Source organism: Nocardiopsis algeriensis (genome assembly GCF_014203695.1).
Lineage (GTDB): Bacteria > Actinomycetota > Actinomycetes > Streptosporangiales > Streptosporangiaceae > Nocardiopsis > Nocardiopsis algeriensis.
The window spans coordinates 43,937-58,983 of the sequence record NZ_JACHJO010000004.1; the positions used below are offsets into that span (position 1 = coordinate 43,937).

16 protein-coding genes and 1 pseudogene are annotated in these 15,047 nt (G+C 72.6%); 7 read left to right on the plus strand and 10 right to left on the minus strand.

All coding sequences use genetic code 11. From position 1 onward, the window contains the following. Positions 1 to 14 precede the first annotated feature (14 nt). From FHS13_RS06800 to FHS13_RS06815, 4 genes are all read right to left on the minus strand, one after another. Complete coding sequence (locus tag FHS13_RS06800) at positions 15 to 374, minus strand: MmcQ/YjbR family DNA-binding protein (RefSeq protein WP_184289323.1); 360 nt, start codon at positions 372 to 374, stop codon at positions 15 to 17. Between the two features lie 115 nt (positions 375 to 489). After that, positions 490 to 1,041: a maltokinase N-terminal cap-like domain-containing protein gene (locus tag FHS13_RS06805; protein WP_184289326.1), complete on the minus strand. Its 552-nt coding sequence runs from the start codon at positions 1,039 to 1,041 to the stop codon at positions 490 to 492. 15 nt (positions 1,042 to 1,056) lie between these two features. Continuing rightward, entirely contained in the window at positions 1,057 to 2,382 is a 1,326-nt protein-coding gene (locus tag FHS13_RS21680; RefSeq protein WP_343064932.1) for a PP2C family protein-serine/threonine phosphatase, read from the minus strand. Next, the gene (locus tag FHS13_RS06815; protein ID WP_184289329.1) at positions 2,379 to 3,188 is read right to left on the minus strand and encodes an alpha/beta fold hydrolase; all 810 of its coding nucleotides are present in this window, start codon (positions 3,186 to 3,188) and stop codon (positions 2,379 to 2,381) included. Before FHS13_RS06815 ends, FHS13_RS21680 begins: the two co-directional genes overlap by 4 nt. Before the next feature lie 355 nt (positions 3,189 to 3,543). On the opposite strand from FHS13_RS06815, the gene FHS13_RS06820 reads away from it, so the two are divergent. The 3 genes from FHS13_RS06820 to FHS13_RS06830 all read left to right on the plus strand — a co-directional run bounded on the left by FHS13_RS06820 (position 3,544) and on the right by FHS13_RS06830 (position 5,640). Next, positions 3,544 to 4,032: a DUF2243 domain-containing protein gene (locus FHS13_RS06820; protein WP_184289332.1), complete on the plus strand. Its 489-nt coding sequence runs from the start codon at positions 3,544 to 3,546 to the stop codon at positions 4,030 to 4,032. A 3-nt stretch (positions 4,033 to 4,035) separates the two neighbouring features. Further along, positions 4,036 to 4,833, plus strand: coding sequence for a cytochrome c oxidase assembly protein (locus FHS13_RS06825; RefSeq protein WP_184289335.1), 798 nt, complete (start codon positions 4,036 to 4,038; stop codon positions 4,831 to 4,833). Between the two features lie 231 nt (positions 4,834 to 5,064). After that, positions 5,065 to 5,640: a snapalysin family zinc-dependent metalloprotease gene (locus FHS13_RS06830; protein WP_184289338.1), complete on the plus strand. Its 576-nt coding sequence runs from the start codon at positions 5,065 to 5,067 to the stop codon at positions 5,638 to 5,640. A 105-nt stretch (positions 5,641 to 5,745) separates the two neighbouring features. On the opposite strand, the gene FHS13_RS06835 is transcribed toward FHS13_RS06830, so the two are convergent. Beyond that, complete coding sequence (locus tag FHS13_RS06835; protein WP_184289340.1) at positions 5,746 to 6,738, minus strand: bile acid:sodium symporter family protein; 993 nt, start codon at positions 6,736 to 6,738, stop codon at positions 5,746 to 5,748. A 174-nt stretch (positions 6,739 to 6,912) separates the two neighbouring features. Here FHS13_RS06835 and FHS13_RS06840 point away from each other — a divergent pair, with 174 nt between their 5' ends. Then, the gene (locus tag FHS13_RS06840; RefSeq protein ID WP_184289343.1) at positions 6,913 to 7,926 is read left to right on the plus strand and encodes a MerR family transcriptional regulator; all 1,014 of its coding nucleotides are present in this window, start codon (positions 6,913 to 6,915) and stop codon (positions 7,924 to 7,926) included. A gap of 57 nt (positions 7,927 to 7,983) precedes the next feature. Here the strand turns inward: FHS13_RS06840 and FHS13_RS06845 are convergent, their stop codons facing one another. The 4 genes from FHS13_RS06845 to FHS13_RS06860 are packed head-to-tail and all read right to left on the minus strand — an operon-like array spanning position 7,984 to position 11,531. Beyond that, entirely contained in the window at positions 7,984 to 8,604 is a 621-nt protein-coding gene (locus FHS13_RS06845) for a response regulator (RefSeq protein WP_184289346.1), read from the minus strand. Beyond that, positions 8,601 to 9,839, minus strand: a complete 1,239-nt coding sequence (locus FHS13_RS06850) for a sensor histidine kinase (RefSeq protein WP_184289349.1) — start codon at positions 9,837 to 9,839, stop codon at positions 8,601 to 8,603. Before FHS13_RS06850 ends, FHS13_RS06845 begins: the two co-directional genes overlap by 4 nt. Positions 9,840 to 9,846: 7 nt before the next feature. After that, positions 9,847 to 10,596 (minus strand): ABC transporter permease, encoded by a 750-nt coding sequence (locus FHS13_RS06855; RefSeq protein ID WP_343064933.1) that lies wholly within the window; start codon positions 10,594 to 10,596, stop codon positions 9,847 to 9,849. A gap of 26 nt (positions 10,597 to 10,622) precedes the next feature. Continuing rightward, positions 10,623 to 11,531, minus strand: a complete 909-nt coding sequence (locus FHS13_RS06860) for an ABC transporter ATP-binding protein (protein WP_184289355.1) — start codon at positions 11,529 to 11,531, stop codon at positions 10,623 to 10,625. Positions 11,532 to 11,824: 293 nt separating this feature from the next. Between FHS13_RS06860 and FHS13_RS06865 the strand changes: the two genes are divergently transcribed. After that, a complete protein-coding gene (locus FHS13_RS06865; protein ID WP_184289358.1) occupies positions 11,825 to 12,877 on the plus strand; it encodes a pirin family protein in 1,053 nt (350 codons plus the stop codon). Positions 12,878 to 12,964: 87 nt separating this feature from the next. After that, positions 12,965 to 13,357, plus strand: coding sequence for a GNAT family N-acetyltransferase (locus tag FHS13_RS06870; protein ID WP_184289361.1), 393 nt, complete (start codon positions 12,965 to 12,967; stop codon positions 13,355 to 13,357). A gap of 51 nt (positions 13,358 to 13,408) precedes the next feature. Here the strand turns inward: FHS13_RS06870 and FHS13_RS06875 are convergent. Then, positions 13,409 to 13,954 (minus strand): annotated as a pseudogene (locus tag FHS13_RS06875) (DUF4276 family protein); the annotation flags it as partial. Positions 13,955 to 14,301: 347 nt separating this feature from the next. Here FHS13_RS06875 and FHS13_RS06880 point away from each other — a divergent pair. Further along, the gene (locus FHS13_RS06880; RefSeq protein ID WP_184289364.1) at positions 14,302 to 14,883 is read left to right on the plus strand and encodes a hypothetical protein; all 582 of its coding nucleotides are present in this window, start codon (positions 14,302 to 14,304) and stop codon (positions 14,881 to 14,883) included. Positions 14,884 to 15,047: the final 164 nt, after the last annotated feature.

The following is a 15,047-nucleotide window of genomic DNA, read 5'->3' on the forward strand; positions in this document are numbered from 1 at the left end:
CGCCCGACCCCCGGTCAGGCCCGGACCAGGGCCTCCGGGGTCGGGGAGGAGGCCAGTATCTCCTCGGGTGCGGTCAGGTACCACGCCTCCAGGACGAGCTCGCTGAGCTCGTCCAGCTCGATCCCGTCGAGGTGGACGACCACCCAGCCGAACCCGCCCGCGGTGAACTGCACCTCGAACACCTCGGGCCGCTCGGCCACGAGCGCGGTCTGCTCCAGCAGGGTCTGCTTCAGCCCGACGGTGGCGGTGAGCGGCCACAGGTAGCCGAACGGCCGGCCGCGCACGCGGAACGTCGTGTACCGCTCCGATTCCCGGTGCTCGCACTCCGGAAGCGCATCCACCAGCCGGACGAAACGTTCGATCTCCACAGCCATGGGAGAAGGCAACCACACACCGCCGACCGAACGGCGCGCGGCGGAGTCCTGCGCGCGGGAACCGGAGCCGGTTCCCGCGCGCGGCAGGACGGCTGCCGACCGGTTCCGATCCAGCCTAGACCGACGCCGCGACCACCGCCTGCCCACCGTCCCACCGGGCGAGGAGGCGCGGCCCTCCCTCCGGCTCCTCGTCGAGGACGTGCGGGATCAGCACCTGCCCGCCCGCGGCGTTCTCGGCCGCACCGGGCTCCCTGGAGAGCAGGACCTGCTGCGGCCTCCGCTCCACGAGACGCCCGTCCTCCCAGATCTCCAGTTCCGCCTGCTCCTGCTCGCCCGCCAGGGCCCGCCGGAAGCACGCGACCGCGACCTCGTCCCGGGTCCCGTCGTAGACCCAGCGCGGGCCCAGGACGGAGTGCTCCACCGTTCCCACGAGATACTCCTCCCCTCCGGGCAAGGGCGCGCCCCGGTAGGCCAGCGGCACCTGGAGCAGTCGGCCACCGCGCCGGAGCAGGAACACCTCCACCCCGACCTCACCCTCGGGGTCGTCGAACCTGTACGCGCCGAGAATTTCGTCGGGGCCCCGGCCGGCCCAGGGGCGTCCGTCCAGCCAGGCACTGATCAGAGTCGGTTTGTCCGGTACGAGAGTCGCCTTGTAGATGATCGCCATGGGCACCAGTATCCGTCAGTGGAGCCCACCGGTGCGGTCGGTCCGCGCCCCCGGTTCCGGCTGGGGGGCAGGGGCGCCGAGGGCGAGGAGGGCGGTGTCGTCGTCGAGTCCCTCGCCGAAGCTCTCCAGCAGTTCGGTCAGGGCGGCGACCGCTCCCTGGGCCGTGGCAGGGGCCAGGTCGGCGGCGAAGGAGTACAGGGCCTCCTCGCCGTAGAGGGTGCTCCGGTCGGGTCCGGTACGGGCCTCGGTCAGGCCGTCGGTGTAGAGCACGAGCGTGTCCCCGGGGGCGAGCTCGGTGACGGCCGTGGCGAAGTGGGCCTCGGACAGCATGCCGACGGGCATCCCTCCCGGTGTGGACAGAAGGTCCAGCCACCCGCTGCCGCGCAGGACCAGGGCCGGGGGGTGGCCCCCGGAGGCGATGCGGACGCGGGTCCCCCCGGTGTCGCCCCCGGGTTCGAGAATCCCGAAGACGACGGTGCAGTAGCGGGGGTCGTCGTGGCCGTCGCGTTCGGCGAGGACGGCGTTCAGCGTGGTCAGGGCCTCCTCCGGTGCGTCCGAGCACAGTGCCGCGGCGCGCAGGGCGTAGCGGGCCTGGGAGGTCAGGGTCGCCGCTTCGGGGCCCTTGCCCTGCACGTCGCCGAGGAAGAAGGCCCAGCGGTCGTCCCCGAGCGGGAAGACGTCGTAGAAGTCGCCGCCCAGCCGCCCCGGGAAAGCGGTGCGGTAGTAGGAGGCCGTGTCCACGCCAGGTACGCGGGGCAGGACCTCGGGCAGGAGGGCCCGCTGCAGGACGGAGAGCGCCTCGGCCAGGCGGGCGCGGTCGGCCTCGGCCTGGCGGCGTGCCTGCTCCGCCTCGGCTCGGGCCTGGTCGGCCTCCTTGCGGCGGCGCAGCAGCTCCTCCTCGTAGGAGCGCCGGTCGGTGGCGTCGAAGACGGTGGTGCGGATCAGCAGCGGTTCTCCCGCGCCGCCGTGTTTGACGACGGAGGAGACGAGCACCGGTAAGCGGCTTCCGTCGGCGGCCCGCAGCTCCAGGGCGACCCCGCTGATCTGGCCGCGCATGCTCAGCAGGGGCGCGAAGTGCGTCTCGTGGTAGAGCTTCCCGCCCACGGTGAGCAGGTCGGCGAAGCGCTTGCGGCCCACCACGGCCCTGCGCTCCATGCCCAGCCAACCCAGCAGGGTGGCGTTGATCCGGGCGATCGTGCCGTCCATGAGCGTCGACAGGTAACCGCAGGGCGCGGACTCGTAGAGTTCCTCGGCACTGTCCTCCAGCAGCGCGGCGAGGGCCTCCCCGGCGCCGGCGCCGGTGGAGGAGGGGCCCGTTTCCCCGCCCGGACCGCGCCTCACAATCGCTCCAGGAATTCCAGGATCGCTTCCGCGGTGGCCTCGGGGGCGCTCAGGTGCGGGCAGTGGCCGACGGCGTCCAGGGTGACCAGCCGGGAGGAGGGGATGGCGGAGTGGACGAAGGCGCCGACCTCGCGCGGGGCGATGATGTCCTGGGTGCACTCCAGGACCAGGGTGGGGACCTTCACCTCTCCCAGGTCGTCGCGGTTGTCGGCCAGGAAGGTGGCGCGGGCGAAGACCCGGGCCATGTCGGGGTCGGTGGCGCAGAAGCTGTCGGTCAGTTCCTGGCCGAGTTCGGGCCGGTCGGGGTTGCCCATGATCGCCGGCGCCATGGCCGAGGACCAGCCCAGGTAGTTCGATTCCAGGGAGGACAGCAGCTCGTCGATGTCCGCTGCCGTGAAGCCTCCGGTGTAGCCGTCGTCGTCGATGTAGCGGGGCGAGGGGGCCACCATCACCAGCGCCCCGATCCGCTCGGGCGCCTCCCTCAGGGCCAGGACGCCGACCATGGAGCTGACCGAGTGTCCCACGAGGACCGCCTGCCGCAGGTCCAGCGCCCGGCAGACCTCCACCACGTCCCGGGCATAGCCCTCCAGGGAGGAGTACCTCTCCTCGTCCCAGGCGCCGGGGTCCGCCTTTCCGGAGCCGACGTAGTCGAACAGCACCACCCGGTACCGCTGCGCGAGGGCGGGGACGACCGAGCGCCACATGTTCTGGTCGCAGCCGAACCCGTGGGCCAGGACGACCGGGGGGCCGTCGGCGGCCCCGGTGACGGTGACGTTGTTCCTGTGCAAGACGTCGGTCCCGGTCATCTCTTCTCCTCTTTCGGCCCCGCCGCACAGGATCTCCTGCGGGCGCGGTCCTCTCCCCCGTACGGAACCCTCCGGAGTGCCGGAGCGGTCCCCTTCCCCCGGAGGAACCGGTGTGCCGTCCTCCTCATTCCGACTGCCCCGGTACGGGACGGACAGTCCGGTCTCCGCGGTGTATCTCCCCGGCGGCCGGGCAGGCCACTCATCGCCGCAGCCTGCCGTGCGGAGGTTCGGCGGCAGGTGGACTCCTCGGGCGCACCGCTGTTTCCCCCGGGCCCCGGCGGGTAGTCGCATCCCCAGCTCCGGGCGGCCGAGCGCGCCGTACCGCGCACCGGGACACGGCATCGAGGGGGAAACGGTGTCCACACCACCGCAGGCACGGCGGAACACACGCCACGGCCGCAACCTGGTCGCGGGCGTCCTGCTCGGCCTGGGTACGGTCGCCTTCGTCGACGAGGTGGTCTTCCACCAGCTGCTGCGCTGGCACCACTTCTACGACCTGTCCACCCCTGACGTGGCCCTGATCTCGGACGGGCTCTTCCACGCCTTCAGCTGGTTCGCCACCGTCGCGTCGCTGCTGATGGTCGCCGCGCTGAGCCGCGAACGCGCCTTCTGGGGCGCGGCCTTCGCCGCCGGGTGGCTGACCGGCGCCGGGTTCTTCCAGCTCTACGACGGGCTGATCCAGCACAAGGTGCTGGGCCTGCACCAGATCCGCTACGGGGTGGACCTGCTGTCCTACGACGTGACCTGGAACGTGATCGCCGCCGTCCTGCTCCTGGCCGGGATCGTGCTGTGGGTCACGACCGCGCGGCGCGCGCGGCGGCTCGCGAAGCCCGCCCGGACCTGACCCGTGGACCACCACACGCATCCCGGCCCGGAAGCCGCCCTGCCCGTTGCGGGCGAGTGGCCGGCCGCCGCACTGCCGGCCGTCCTCCTCGTGTCCTACCTGGCTGCGGTCCTGGTCCTGCGCGGACGCGGTATCGCATGGCCGGCGGCGCGTACGCTGGCGTGGGCGGCGGGATGTCTGTCCGTGGGCGCGGCCGTGGTCGGGCCCCTGGCCCGGCCGGCCCACCACGACTTCACCGTCCACATGGCGGGGCACGTCCTGCTGGGCATGCTGGGCCCGCTCCTGCTGGTCCTGGCGGCTCCGGTCACCCTGCTCCTGCGGGTGCTGCCGGTGCGTGCGGCCCGCCCCGTCGCGCGGCTGCTGGCCTCCCGTCCCGCGGGTGTCCTGGCGGGTCCGCTCGTGGCGGGCGTGCTCAACGTCGGCGGTCTGTGGGTCCTCTACCGGACCGGTCTGTACGCGGCCATGCACACCGACCCGCTCCTGCACGCCCTGGTCCACGTGCACGTCGCGGCCGCGGGATACCTGTTCGCCTTCGCCGTCCTGGGAGGTCCCGATCCCGCTCCGCACCGGTCCTCCCCGCAGTGGCGCGCGGCGGTGCTGGTGCTCGCGATCGCGGCGCACAACATCCTCGCCAAGACGCTCTACGCCGCACCTCCCGAGGGGGTGCCCGCCGAGCAGGCCCGTGCCGGGGCCGAGCTGATGTACTACGCGGGAGCCCCGGTGGAGATCGCGCTGATCTTCCTGGTGTGCCGGCCCTGGCTGCTGCCGCGCGAACGCGGAACCGTTCGGGCCGCCGCGTGACCTGCTGGGGCGTCCGCCCCGGCCTCCCCGAGGCACCGGAGGAGAGCGGACCCGGCCGCCGGGCCGGCGGGCGCGGGATCCGAGCGCTCCGTTCCGGGGTGAGGACGGCACGCAGTGCCGCAAGGAGATGCTCTGCACGTCTTGTGGCGCAACACAACTACGCATAGCATCATCGCGACCCCGAGGGGTCACAAAACGACATCAGCACCCTCACCCCCAGGGAGACCCCCCGTGCTGAGACGCATCCTCACCCCCCTCCTCATCGCACTGAGCGCGCTGGCACTGACGCTGACGGGCACCGCCCCGGCCACCGCGGCTCCCGCCGAGCAGACCCAGCAGCTGAACCAGACCGTCCTGTACTACGACGCGAGCAGGGCCGCCGAGTACACCTCCGCCGTCTCCTCGGCCGTGAGCATATGGAACTCCAGCGTCAACAACGTCCGCCTGGTGCCGGTCCCCTCCGGCCGCCGCGCCGAGATCCTCGTCATCGCCGACAACGGCTGGCCCCGCGCCCACCTGGGTCCGGTGCGGCCGGGCCGCCAGGTCACCGTCTGGATGGGCCGCCAGGGCACCGCCGAGGGCTATGACGCGGTGCGCATCGCCGCGCACGAACTCGGCCACAGCCTGGGCCTGCCCGACGCCAAGCCCGGCCCGTGCTCCTCGCTGATGTCGGGCTCCACCGGCGGCGTGAACTGCACCAACCGCGCCCCCAACGCCTCCGAGCGCGCGCGGGTCGAGGCCAACTACGGCAGCGGCCTGGCCGGCCGGAGCGCTACCGACGGGCAGCTCCTGGTCGACCGCTTCTGAGCCACCGACCCCGTTCCCGGCCACGGCCCGCCCGTGCGGACCGTGGCCGGAGGCGGACCGTGGCGGGTCCCCGGTCCGGTCACGGCCGGGGGTCCGCCCCGGAGGTCAGCCGGAGGCCTGCGGGGCGTGGTCGCCTCCCGGCGCGGCGCGGGAGAGCCTCTCGGCGATCACCGCGCAGACCAGGAGCTGGATCAGGTGGAAGATCATCAGCGGGAGCACGTACATCCCGGCCTGCTCCGAGGGGAACAGCAGGACGGCCATGGGCAGTCCGCTCACCTGACTCTTCTTCGACCCGCAGAACAGCAGGACGATCCGGTCGGCGCGGTCCATGCGCGACACCCTGCCCAGCCATCCGAACAGGGTGAGCACCACGGCCAGGAGCACGCAGGAGACCAGGACGACGACGAGCAGCTGCGAGGGCGGGACGACCTCCCAGAGCCCTTGGGTCACCCCGGCGCTGAACGCCGCGTAGACGACGAGCAGCACCGACCCCTGGTCGACGGCCGAGACGGTCCGGCCGTGCCTCTTGAGCCACGGCCCCACCCTGCTGTGCAGGAGCTGTCCGAGGACGAAGGGGACGACGAGCTGCCCGAAGATCCCCAGCAGGGACTCGGGGGTGATCTCCACCGTGGAGCCCAGCAGGATCGCGGCGAGCAGGGGCGTGAGGACCACTCCGAGGACGTTGGAGATGGACGCCGAGCTGACGGCGAGGGCCACGTTGCCCCGGGCGATCGAGGTGAAGGCGATCGAGGACTGCACGGTCGAGGGCAGGATGCACAGGAAGAGGAAGCCCGTCGCCATCACCGGGTTCAGCACGGAGGACGGCAGTGCCGCGATCGCCAGCCCCAGCAGCGGGAACACCAGGAACGTGCAGCCGAGCACGAGCAGCTGGAACCTCCACCGGGAGAACCCGCGGCGGGTCTCGAAGGGGGAGAGCTTGGCTCCGTGGAGGAAGAACAGCAGGCAGATCGCCGCGACGGTGGCGTGGTCCAGGGCCTGCGCCGCCACCCCTCGGGCCGGTATCAGCGTCGCGGCGACCGGCAGGAGGAGCAGCAGGAGCATGAACGGGCTCAGGATCCGGGACAGGCGGGTGAACATCCGTCCACTCTGCCGTCCGCGGACCCGTCCGCCAAACGGGGCCGACGCGGACCGCGCACAACCTGGTCCGGCGGCGCCCCGGCACCGCCCCGCGCGGCGGCCGGAGGAGTCCGGAAGAGGAAACTCTGCGGACGGACTTGCATCTCAAGCCGCTCGAGGCCCCACAGTGGCCCTATGCACGACCGAGAGCTGTACCCCATCGGAGACGCCGCGCGCCGCAGCGGCCTGAGCGTGAGCGCCGTCCGCTTCTACGCCGACGCCGGAGTCGTCGAGCCGACCCGCCTGAACGAGGCCGGCCACCGGTTCTACGACGTCGGCGCCATCGCCCGGCTGGAACTCGTCCGCACCCTGCGCGAGCTGGACACCGACCTGGGCGAGATCCGCCGGCTCCTCGGCGGCGGCACGACCCTGCACGACCTGCTCACCACCCACCTGGAGATCGTCGAGCGCCACGAGCGCACCCTGCGGGCCAGGCGGGCCGTGCTCAGGACCCTGATCAGGCAGGGCGGCACGACCGCGCAGGCCGATCTGATGCACAAGCTCGTCTCGATGACCGACGAGGAGCGCGAGCGGGTCGTCGACGACTTCTGGAACGAGGTTGGCGAGGGCCTCGACGTTCCCGACGGCTTCGTCGACCGGCTGCGGACGATGCGCCCGGTCCTGCCGGCGGATCCCACGGCCGACCAGCTCGAGGCCTGGATCGAACTGGCCGACCTGGTGCGGGACGCGGAGTTCCGCGACTCGGTCCGCACCTATCTGCGGGACACCTACTCCACACCGGAGGGACAGACCGTGGCGAGTGCCCCCGTCCAGGACTTCATCCACACGGACGGGGCGGCGCTCGTCGGCGAGATCCTTGCCGTGCACCGTGCCGGGGAGTCCCCCCGCTCCCCTCGGGCCCAGGAGGCGGTCGTCCGCTTCATGGAGGCCGCGACAGCACTGTCCGGCATGACGCTCACCCCCGAGTTCCGCGACCGGATGGCCGAGGGATACCGCCGGATCCCCGACCTCATGCGCCAGATCGCGGAGGAGGACGCCGCCTCCGAGGGCCCCGTGTACGACGACACCCACGGCCGCTACCTGGCGCTGGTGGCGGCGGTCAACGGAACCGCACCCGAGGAGGGCCCGGAGGACCTGCCCTACGCCTGGATCGCCGACGCCATGCGCGCACCGACCACCGGCCCCTGAGGCCCCTCCCCCGCCCGGGCCGCGGCGGCCCGGCAGCGGCCGGGAGCGGCCCGCGTCCTATCCGAGAAGGCCGCGGCGGTAGGCCTCGGCGACCGCCGCGGCCCGGTCGCGCACGCCGAGCTTGTTGTACACGTGCTGCAGGTGGGTCTTGATGCTTGCCTCGCTGATGAACAGCCGCGCCGCGGCGGCCCGGTTGGAGGCGCCGTCGGCGACGAGCCCCAGCACCTCCAGCTCCCGGTCGCTCAGGTTCTGGCCCACGGGCCTGCGCACCTGCCCCATCAGATGCTTCACCGCGGTCGGCGCCAGGACGGACTCCCCGCGGTGCACCGAGCGCACCCCGCGCAGCAGTTCGTCGGGGGAGGCGTCCTTGAGCAGGTAGCCGGCGGCCCCGGCCTCGATCGCCGGAAACACGTCCCTCTCGCTGTCGAAGGTGGTGAGGACGAGGACGCGCACCTCGGGCCGGGTACGGGACAGGGCGGCGATCGCCTCGACACCGGAGAGGACCGGCATGCGCAGATCCATCAGGACCACGTCGACGGCCAACCGGCCGACCTGCTCGATCGCCTCGCGGCCGTTGGCCGCCTCGCCGACCACCTCGATGTCCTCCTCCGCGGCGAAGGCGCCGCGCAGGCCGTCGCGCACGACGGGGTGGTCGTCGGCGATGAGGACCCGGATCACGCCGCCTCCACCGCAATCGCGGGCACGGTGGCGCTGACGGCGGTGCCCTCCCCCTCGCGGCTCTCGATCTCCACCGTTCCCCCGATCCCGCGGATGCGCTGGCTCATGCTCCTGAGCCCGAACCCGTGCTGGTTGTGTCCCGTGATGCCCCTGCCGTCGTCGCGGACGTCGAGCAGGACGACGTCGCCGGAGTAGGACAAGGTCACGCCCACGCGCGAGGCGCCGGCGTGCCGGGCAACGTTGGTGAGCGCCTCCTGGGCCACCCGGAAGAGGGCCACCTCGATCGCCGGGCTCAGCGCGACGCGCTCGCCCGTGACGTCGAGGTCGGGGCGGACGCCGTTCTCCTCGCCCCAGCGGCGGGTGAGCTCACCCAGGGCCTCGGGCAGCTGGCTCTCCGCCAGCTGCCCGGGGCGCAGGGCCTGCACGGAGCGCCGCGCCTCGGTCAGGCTCTCCCTCGCCAGGCCGAGCGCGCGGTCCACGTGCGGACGCGCCGCCTCGGGTGTCTCCCACACCCGCTGGGCCGCCTGGATCTGCGTCACGATCCCGGTGAGCCCCTGGGCCAGGGTGTCATGGATCTCCCGCGCCATCCTCTGGCGCTCGTCCAGCACCCCGGCCTCCCGGGCCTGGGTGAGCAGCTGCGCGTGCAGCCCGGCGTTCTCCTCCAAGGCCGCCTCCAGCCTGGCCACCGTCAGCCGGCGCTCCCGGTGCTGCTCGGCGGTCCTGGCCGCGAGCGCGAGCCCTCCGCCGACGGCCACGGTCTGGATGGCGATCACACCGACGTAGACGAACAGGTGCTCCAGGAAGGGCTTGTCCGCGTCCGTCCCGGGGAACCCCATGACGGCCGTGTACAGCGCGATCGCGGTGGCCGCGACCCCGGCGAAGACCAGCTGCCGGGGCAGCACCATGGCGCGGAAGAACAGCGCGACGGTGAACATCACGAACAGGGGGTCGTGCGCCATCAGCGCCGAGGACAGGGCGAGGAGTCCCGCGAAGTGGAGCCCGGCCAGGAGCGGGCGGCCGCCCTGCCCGGGCAGCGCGTACCCGAGGAGCATCCAGGCTGCGGTGAGCGCGGTCAGGCCGGCGACGGCCGCGTGCCCTCCCCCACTCGCCGAGGGCTGGGACAGGACCAGTGCCGCCGCGGGCAGCAGCAGGGCCCAGGGGGCGACGGCGAGGAACCCGTCCCACCACCGGTCCCCGTTCCAGGCCGTGTCCGCCTTGCCGCTCCCCCCGTTCATCCGCCGCTCACTCCCATCGGAACAGCCGGGCCGCCAGTGCGGCGGCCGCCAGCGCGACACCGGCCATTATCGCCAGCTGGACGAGCGGCGGGAGCACCGCGCCCCCGGAGTCCCCCGACCAGCTCGCCAGCAGGAGCTGGGCCCCGGGGGGTGTGACCTCTCCCAGGCGCGCAAGGAAGCCGGGGAGGACGTTCTGCGGCAGGAAGACGCCGCCCACGAGCAGCAGCAGCATGTACAGGGCCGTCGACAGGCCGGAGGCCGCTGTCGCGCCGGGCGCCACGGCGGCGACCAGGACCCCCAGCGCGATGAGCGAGGCGGTGCCGACGGCGAACGCGGCGGTGAACAGCAGCGGCCGGCTCGGCGGCTCGACGTCCAGGACCAGCCAGGAGGACAGCACCAGGAGCAGCGCGGAGAGGGTCGCCGCGGCGGACACCACGCCGATCTGCGCGGTCAGGAGCACCCCGGGATGCACCGGCGTCGTCGACATCCGGCGCAGCACACCCTTCTCCCGGTAGGAGGCCAGGGTGGACGGCAGGTGCTGGACGCACAGGATCCCCGTGCCGAGGATCAGGGCCATGGGAGCCCAGGTGTCGACGAAGCGCAGGCCGCCGAACTCGGGGGCGGGCTCCCGCAGCACCGGCAGTGCGCCGAGCCCCAGCAGGAGCACGGTGGGGAGCAGGATCCCGACACAGATCGCGACGGGCTCGCGTGTCAGCAGCCGGGCCTCGGTCGCGGCGGTGCGGAGCAGGGCGGACACAGGGGACCTTCTCTCGGTGTCGGTGTTCATGCTTCGGGGGAGCGGCCGGTCAGGGCGACGAACGCGTCGTCGAGGTTGGAGCGCTCGACGCGCAGGTCCTCGGCGACGACGTGCTCGCGGGCCAGGACGGAGGTCACGGCGTGGAGCAGGTTGCCCCGGCCGGTCACCCGGACCTGGTGCCCGCTGCGGTGCGCGGAGGCCACCTCGGGCCGCGCCGCGAGCACCTGCTCGTCGAAGTCCCGGGGGGCGCGGAAGGTCACCCGCTGCTCGGGGTCGGTGCGCGCGACGAGCCCGGCCGGGGTGTCCAGGGCGGCGATGCGGCCCGAGTCGACCACGGCGATCCGGTCGCAGAGCCGTTCGGCCTCGTCCATGAAGTGCGTGACAAGCACGACCGTGACACCGGAGTCGCGCACGTTCTCGACGAGGTCCCAGGTGTCCCGCCGCGCCTGCGGGTTCAGTCCCGTGGTCAGCTCGTCGAAGACGGCCACCCGGGGGTTTTCCACGAGGGCCAGGGCGATGGACAGCCGCTGCTTCTGGCCCCCGGACAGCCTGCGGTACTGGGTGTCGCGCTTGTCGGCGATCCCCAGCGACTCCAGGAGCCGTCCGGTGTCGGCCGGGGAGCGGTAGAACGAGGCGTAGAGGTCGAGGGCCTCCCCGGTCCGCAGGCGGTCGGGCAGCCGCGCCTCCTGGAGTTGGACTCCGAGGAGCTCGCGGACCTCGTCCCGGTCCCGCCGGGGGTCCCGGCCGAGCACGCTGACCGACCCGGCGTCGGCGGGACGCATCCCCGCGACGCACTCGACCGTGGTGGTCTTCCCGGCTCCGTTGGGGCCGAGGATCCCGAAGATCTCACCCTCCTCGACGGAGAAGGAGACGTCGTCGACGGCGGTCTTCTCCCCGTAGCGCTTGTGCAGGTTCCTGACATCGATGATCGGCATGCCCCGAGCCTCTCCCGGGGAGGTCGCCGCGCGGATCGCCCGCCCGGCCACGGGATCGGTGGATCGCGGCATCAACCGATCGGTTGACGGGCCCCGCCCGGACGGTGCGCGGACCGGCACGCCGCGCCGCGGGCAGGGGCTGAGGCGGCCGCACATCCCCGCGCCCGAAGTGGGTAGGGGCGGTCCGAGGCCTGGACACATACCGTGGAGACGCGGAGGCCCGGTACTTCCGCCGGGACGCCGGGGAGCACCGCGGCGGCGATCACCGCGTCCTCGGAGGAAGGGGCATCCCGATGACCAATCCGGAGGCGAACCCGAAGACCCATGTGTGCGCCGACGGCGGCCGGCCCGGACCGCAGGCCGAACGCGAGGACGGGGCCCCGGTCGAGATCATCACCGCCCGCGCCGTGCCCCTGGGCGGACCGCGCGCCATGCACGTGCGGCGCACCCTGCCGCAGCGGCAGCGCTCGCTGATCGGCGCGTGGTGCTTCATCGACCACTACGGGCCGGACCGGATGTCGGCCAACGGCGGGATGGACGTGGCCCCGCACCCGCACACGGGGCTGCAGACGCTCAGCTGGCTGTTCGAGGGAGCGATCGCCCACCTCGACTCCGGGGGCAACGGCGCCCGCATCCTTCCGGGGCAGATGCACCTGATGACGGCGGGCTCGGGCATCTGCCACTCCGAGACCTCGACCCCCGACACCGACCTGCTCCACGGGGTGCAGCTGTGGATCGCCCTGCCGGAGGAGGCGCGGCACAGGCCCGAGCGCCGGCTCGAGAGCTTCGTCCCCGAGCCCGTGGAGTTCGACGGCGGCTCCGCCCTCGTGTTCCTCGGTTCGCTGCTGGGCTCCGAGTCTCCGGTGGGCACGCACACGCCGCTGGTGGGGGCCGAGATCGGCCTCGGCCCGGGCAGGACCCTCGACCTGCCGGTCGATCCGGGGTTCGAGCACGGCCTGCTGGTGGACACCGGGGAGGCCGTCACCCTCGAAGGCGTGCACGTGCCCGAGGACACCGTGGGCTACACCGGGGTGGGCAGCCGGACGCTGCGCGTCGCCAACGGCGGCGGTGGACCGGCTCGGCTCGTGTTCCTGGAAGGGGCTCCCTTCACCGAGCAGGTCCTCATGTGGTGGAACTTCCTGGGGCGTTCGATGGAGGAGATCCAGCGGTACCAGGAGGAGTGGCAGGAGCACGGCGAGCGCTTCGGCCGCGTCGAGGGCTACGTGGGGCACGGCGGCCCGGGCAGGAACCGCGACGGGATGTCCCGGCTCCCGGCCCCGAAGCTGCCGCCGGTGCGTATCCGGCCCCGGGAGAACCCGCCGCCCCACGCGCGCTCCCGGACCTGACCGGGGTGCGGGCGCCCGCGCCCCGGGCCGGTACGCCGCCGACCGCTCCGGACGAACCGACACCGTTTCCACAGAGAGGTGGTCGCCATGACCGAACCGCGGACCGACAAGACCGGCGCTCCCGTGCACGTGGACCTCGGCGAGGAGCAAGGCGTCAGCACCTACACCGTGGCGCTGGACGACGGCACCACCGCCGGCCGCGCCGATTTCGTCGACCCGCCCGACGGGGGCGGCGAGCGCGTCTTCTTCCACACCGAGGTCGCGTCGGAGTTCAGGGGCCGCGGCCTGGGCGGGCTGCTCGTGCGCGAGGCCCTGGACGACAGCATCCGCAGAGGCGTCACCGTCGTACCCGTGTGCTCGCTGTTCGGCGGGTATCTGGAGGAGCACGGCGACGAGTACACGGCCAAGGGCGGCCGGTTCCGCCCGCCGGGGCCCGCGGACCTGGCCCTGGTCCGGCGGACGGTCGGGAAGGAGGCGTGAGCGCGGAGCGCGCCGCGCAGACCATCCGCTGAGCGACCGGACCGCGTTGACCATGCGGCGGAAGGACCGGCTTCGTCCTTCCGCCGTTTCCAGGTCCATCACGGCGGAGAACTCGGCCTGGTGGAGGGTCTCCTTGTAGGACTCGTTCATGATGTCACGCAAGCTCCCCTTGGCGTCGCGCCTGCCCTCAGGGTCTTCCGGCGCCCGGGCGTCGCTGCGGACGGAGGGATGGGAGCGCAGGGATTCGGCCGCGGCCAGGAACCATGCCTCGTACTCGTGGCGTGCGATCACGATCTCCACGGGCACGGTGACCAGATCCGGCTTCGGCGCCAGGGACGCGGCAAGTGCGACGGGGCAGGTGATGTCGGAGTCGTCACCGTCGCGGAGTACGAGGACACCTCCCTGGCCCCGGACACGTGTCGCCTGGACTCTGATCGCCTTGGCCAGTTCCTCGGGCTTGCGCATCTTCGCGGAGTCGAGCCGGAAGGGCTGCTCCACCTCGATGTAGGTGTCGAGCAGCTCGAGGCCGATGCGCCTGACAAGGGTACGTATCGCGGACATCTCGCCGTGCCCCTCCACGATGGGGGCCACTGTCACCTGCGGCGTCAGTCGCCCTTCGACAGCGGGGAGAGCCGCTCCGGTTCAGGGAGCAGCTGATCGGCGCGGAGCAGTTCACCGGGGGTGTAGAGGTGCTCACGCATCGCCATGGTGCCGGCCGCACACCGGCGAGGAAACCCCGCGTGACCGCCTGCCGCGGACCGAGTGAGCGACGGAGTCCCGATCCGGTCCCTGTATCGGTACGCTGAGTGCCGCAACGCCGCTCTCCGCCTCCCTTTTCCGCGGAGCGGCGGCCAAGGCGGACACGACCACGCTGCCAGGGCATCCGACCGGTCGGCCTGACCCTCCCGGCCTCCGAACACACCGGACCGAAGAAGGGACCCCCCGTGCTCTATCCCGCGCTCATGGCGTTCTCCTCCGGAGACCTGACCCCCGAACAGGTGCGGCGGCTGCACGACGCACTCCAGCTCGAGGAGAACACACCCCGCACCGAGGGTTACGGAGCGAAGCCGAGCATCGCGCACCGCCCCTTCACCGACGACGAGGGACACCGCCTCGTCCTGGAACTCGCTCGCACAAGAGGGACAGGATGGGTGTTTGCCCTGTGGTTCGAAAAGGGCGGGCGCCCCTCGACCGAGCTCGTCGAGAACCACCGGGTGCTCTTTCGCGGTCTCATCGATGAATTCGGGCTCACGCTCCGCAAGATCGAACCGCCCGCGACCGCCGACGAGGTGGGAAGGATGTTCGTCGACCCGCAGCCCGGCAACCCGGAGGAGAGCTCCTTCGCCCCGGTCTGGGACCTTCCCTACGACAGGCTCGACCACATGTGGTTCCACCTCGGCGTACGCAGGGACGCTCCCCGGGAGGTGAAGGCGGTCAGGCTGCGCGAGGTGATGGGCACCCGGGTCTGGTCCGTGGCTCCCGAACGCCTCCGCAACGAGGCCGAGGAGTTCCTCCGCGGCGTCTGACCGCAGGGACGGAACCGGTGCCGCCCCGACCCCGGTCGGACCACGACCACGCCCGCGCCGACGACGCCTGGCTCGCCGAGGTGGCCGAACGTGCGCGAAGGGCGGCGACCTGAACCGGCGAGACCCCCTCTTGGGGCCGAAAAACGGTGGAGAACCGGCCGCGG